Annotated in this window: 5 protein-coding genes; 2 read left to right on the top strand and 3 right to left on the bottom strand. The window is 37.7% G+C overall.

Annotated features, from left to right (window positions below):
- Positions 1–8: 8 nt before the first annotated feature.
- Positions 9–314, bottom strand: coding sequence for a hypothetical protein (locus P9B04_RS16405; protein ID WP_342056061.1), 306 nt, complete (start codon positions 312–314; stop codon positions 9–11).
- A gap of 176 nt (positions 315–490) precedes the next feature.
- Entirely contained in the window at positions 491–1,075 is a 585-nt protein-coding gene (locus P9B04_RS16400) for a tyrosine-type recombinase/integrase (RefSeq protein WP_342056060.1), read from the bottom strand.
- A gap of 193 nt (positions 1,076–1,268) precedes the next feature.
- Between P9B04_RS16400 and P9B04_RS16395 the strand changes: the two genes are divergently transcribed.
- Both P9B04_RS16395 and P9B04_RS16390 read left to right on the top strand, forming a co-directional pair.
- The gene (locus P9B04_RS16395) at positions 1,269–1,610 is read left to right on the top strand and encodes a nucleotidyltransferase family protein (protein ID WP_342056059.1); all 342 of its coding nucleotides are present in this window, start codon (positions 1,269–1,271) and stop codon (positions 1,608–1,610) included.
- Positions 1,582–1,929, top strand: coding sequence for a HepT-like ribonuclease domain-containing protein (locus P9B04_RS16390; protein WP_342056058.1), 348 nt, complete (start codon positions 1,582–1,584; stop codon positions 1,927–1,929). The genes P9B04_RS16395 and P9B04_RS16390 overlap by 29 nt, the downstream gene beginning before the upstream one ends.
- 1,305 nt (positions 1,930–3,234) lie before the next feature.
- Here the strand turns inward: P9B04_RS16390 and P9B04_RS16385 are convergent.
- Positions 3,235–3,867, bottom strand: a 633-nt coding sequence (locus tag P9B04_RS16385; RefSeq protein ID WP_342056057.1) for a hypothetical protein, incomplete at its 5' end; no start/stop codon positions are given.

Here is a 3,867-nt window from a genome sequence, read left to right as displayed (position 1 = left end):
GGGTTAGTCTAATTTGATATGTAAAGTTTTCTAAAGACATTCAACATTTCTGCAATAAATGATAATAATAGTAATTGATAAATATCTCTAGCAATAAGACTAATAGAATAAAGCCCAGAGATAAAAATGCTCTTTTGAAAAATTTTAAATTGACTAGGAACTGAAAAAGAGAAATTTAAAACTACTCCTGAAATAGTTGAAAACCAAAACCAAATTGTCAATCCAGAATCATGACTTATAATTTTATCTGATCTGAAAATTGCTCCTGAAATCATAGCTAAAAAACAAGCTAAAGCAATATATTTTTGTCTCATTGTATTAGTAATATTTTTAAAATTTTAATTTAGTGGCTTTTATAAATATAATAAGAGAAAATTGATGTGAAGCACGAATTTGGTCGAACATCATATTGACTTTATTTTCTGATGTATGGCATAAAGCAGATATAATCAGCGATTAAAGCTAGTGACTTGACGATTCAAGGATAAGTTCAAAAATCCAGAGTAGAGATGGCCTGTTGCTTCTGCTTATCCGTGACCCCTAGATAACGTTCAAGGGCTGCTAAAGTACGATGACCTGAGATAGCCTGGATGTGCCTTAAGGGTACACCAGCATCACTCATTTGGGTCAAAGCGGTGCGTCGGAAGCTGTGGGTACTGACTCCTTCGATTTCTAGCTTTTTACAGATCCCTCTAAGAATGCGGTCAGCACTAGCTTTATGAATGTGTCCCCGTCCGTGACGGCCTGGGAAGAGATTAGGGTTATATTTGTTGAGGGATGGGTATGAGTCCTTATATTCAAGTAAATATTGAGTTAAACGGGGGTGTATATCGATTTCTCTAGTGTCTTGTTTTCCTTTAGTGTTAAAGCTGCGGATAACGAGTTTTTCCCTGACTCCTTTTATGCCGATCACATCACCATAGAAGAGGGTAACTGCTTCGTTAATACGGGCTGCTGCGTAGAGACAGATGCCGAATAAAGCGCGATCGCGTGGATTGACAAAGCCATCGTCAAACAGTGAGGATATTTGTTGAGGAGTGAGGATTTCAGCGCGGCCATAGCGGTTTACTTTCATAGAAAATATTCTAGGCCAATAAAGATAAGTTTAATAACGTAAACGCCTTCAATCCTCATCAAGCCGTTGTTCTAGAAAAGGGAGTTTAGATTTTCTTATCATTTAACTTTAAGATTCCTGAGCAGTATTACCTAAATTATTAGTTTTTCTTATATACCAAGATTTGAGGGTTTGACATAGGTAGATAAAAAGGATGGATAAAAAAATATGGAATAGACTCAATGTTTCAGCGAGTGAACTGATTAACTTCTGTCAACAAAACCAGATCCTTGAATTATCGGTGTTTGGCTCTGTTCTCAGGGAGGATTTTAAGAAGACAAGCGATATTGATTTCCTTGTGGTCTTCGATCCTCAAATCCAACTAAGCTTAATGGATTTAGTGGGCATCCAATATGAACTTGAGGATCTTATCGGACGAAAAGTAGACCTCGTTGAAAAACGGTCTATTGAAAACAGTCATAACTGGATTCGCCGTCAGAACATTTTGGAAGCGGCTACTCTCATCTATGAATCAGGACAAATCCTATCTGCTTGATATGGCCAAACTGTGTCGAACCATTCTCCGGTTAACCGATGGGATGACTGAAACAGAGTTTTATGCGGATGAAAGAACTCAACTTGCCGTCTTATACGAAATTACGATTATCGGGGAAGTGGTTAAAAGGCTATCAAATGATTTTCGTCAATCCCATCCAGAAATTCAGTGGCGACAAATAGCAGGGATGAGGGATCGACTGGTTCATGATTATGATGAGGTTAATCTGGATTTAGTCTGGCAAGTGATTGAAAATTTTATCCCTGAACTTTTAGATTACATTACGCCTTTAGTTCCAAGGCCGACCGATGAAATTTAATGGAAAAATGACTCAATAAAAGGCAAGACTAGGGAATAGAAGCGGACTTTTTCAGCAACAGTAAAGACTTGCTGGCGAGTCCATTTTTTTAGCTAACGATTTTTCTTCCAACTATCATTGCGAAAACCATATAAGAAATGCCCCTCAGCTTGACCAAATATGGGGCTATTTTTGAGTGGCGACTTTTGCCGACCTTGAACGACTTGACAAGAGCGATTATTTAGTATTTTTGAACTATAGTACAAAGAAAAAGGATTTTATTGAATGATTTAGGTTATATCAGTTTAATATAGCTGATTTTTACCGTATTTTTTCTTTGATACTTTGAATAGCAACGGTTTTAAAAAATAAAAACCGACTGATTACTCCTTCGTTTTTCGGCGTTTTCCTGTGGCATTGAGAATGATCACGCTGAAACCTTTATGAATTGCGACTTTGATAGATTTAATGGCGATGTGATGGTTGAAATATATAGAAAAGTTGAAGGAATACTCTTGGTAGATTAAAACAAATCAGTTTCATCTTGGACTTGCGGTTTCAAAACTTTTTCTTCCCTACAAGTCGTAGTATAAATTTAAAGCGTAAAGTAAGCGATTTAACCCCCACTGAACAAGAATTGTTACAAAGCATTCTTGATAAGCTTGACCAAATTAATAACAAGCTTGACCGAATGATTGAAAAAGATGATATTTTTGGTTCCACATCATGCAACACATCAGAGCAGATTTTTTATGAAGGTTGGAGGATAAGGGATGATTTGTGGCGACAATAAAGGCACTCCTCAACAGTGGGACTTTTTAAATAAGAGTGTTTGATCCATTGGTGATGGTTGGGGAGCCAAAAAATCCTTTTTATATTTTGTTTATCTTCTAGTGCATTTTTACTAAAAGTAGTTTGACGGCCAAATAAGTCTACAAAAGTCAGGGTTAAAATTAAACAAGGGCGTATTTTAGAAAAAATAAGAGAAATATATTATGAGATTCTTGAGATAGCTAATAATTGAGTTTTAGCTGTTTAAATAAGCTAATTTAGTTGATTTCGACTATCAAATTTTCGATAATTACTAAACTTCAAAAGACTTATTGATGACCAAATAAGACCTTTGACGAAAAATCAGTCTATATTTAACTGAAAAAACCCATGAAAACAGTGACAGAAAAGGGGTCGCCGTAGGGGAGAGCCAGCAGGCTTTTTGTAATACAGTTGCTCCCTCCCCAATAACCGGGTGTGCTGCTGGTTGGGGGGCAAAACCCCCCAATCCCCCCATTTGACCATTTTATGTTTTGTTTATTATTTTTATGGTTGTCACGCCATTGAGAAAGGGGGTGGTGGTGGTTGTTCAAGATATTGATTGTCCCCATCAACAAAAAACCACAAGACTCCTAAAATCCTTGCCTTAACTGGTTCTGGATAAGAATTAAGACAATACTCAACAAAATCATCCCATCCCATAGAGTGGATCTCCTCGATGACTTCATTGGCCATGGACACTACGTCAAGCTCTAAAAAGGCTCGAAATTCCTTGAAGAGAAAATTAGCTTTTGGTTGACAACCCCCTCTATTAGTAGCTTTTATAGAGCGGGTTGACACTTTTATCTGTTCCACAAGGTCAGCTAATTTGACCCCTGCATGACGGAGTAATTTATTGACGGCCTGACGGGATTTTTCTAAATGTGTACCCACTTGATTCTCACTGGTGATCTTATCCCCACGTTCGATTAACTCTTGAATGCCCTTGAGTAATTCGAGTCTGGCCACTTGGGTAGCATCGCCCGCGTCGGGGTGAATTTCAAGGGAATGAATATTTTTAACCTTAGCCCCATAAGCTCTCAGAAAATCAAGGTCAAAGTCAGTGGCGATGAAAAAGAGGTTAAATCGTTGTCCTGGGTATCGTTGGCAACGTTGGCGGCCAATCCCTTGTAAGGTTTCGGCTTTTTG

It is taken from the genome of Crocosphaera sp. Alani8 (assembly GCF_038442745.1).
In the GTDB taxonomy this organism is placed as follows: Bacteria; Cyanobacteriota; Cyanobacteriia; order Cyanobacteriales; family Microcystaceae; genus Crocosphaera.
This window is presented reverse-complemented; position numbering and strand designations above follow the sequence as displayed.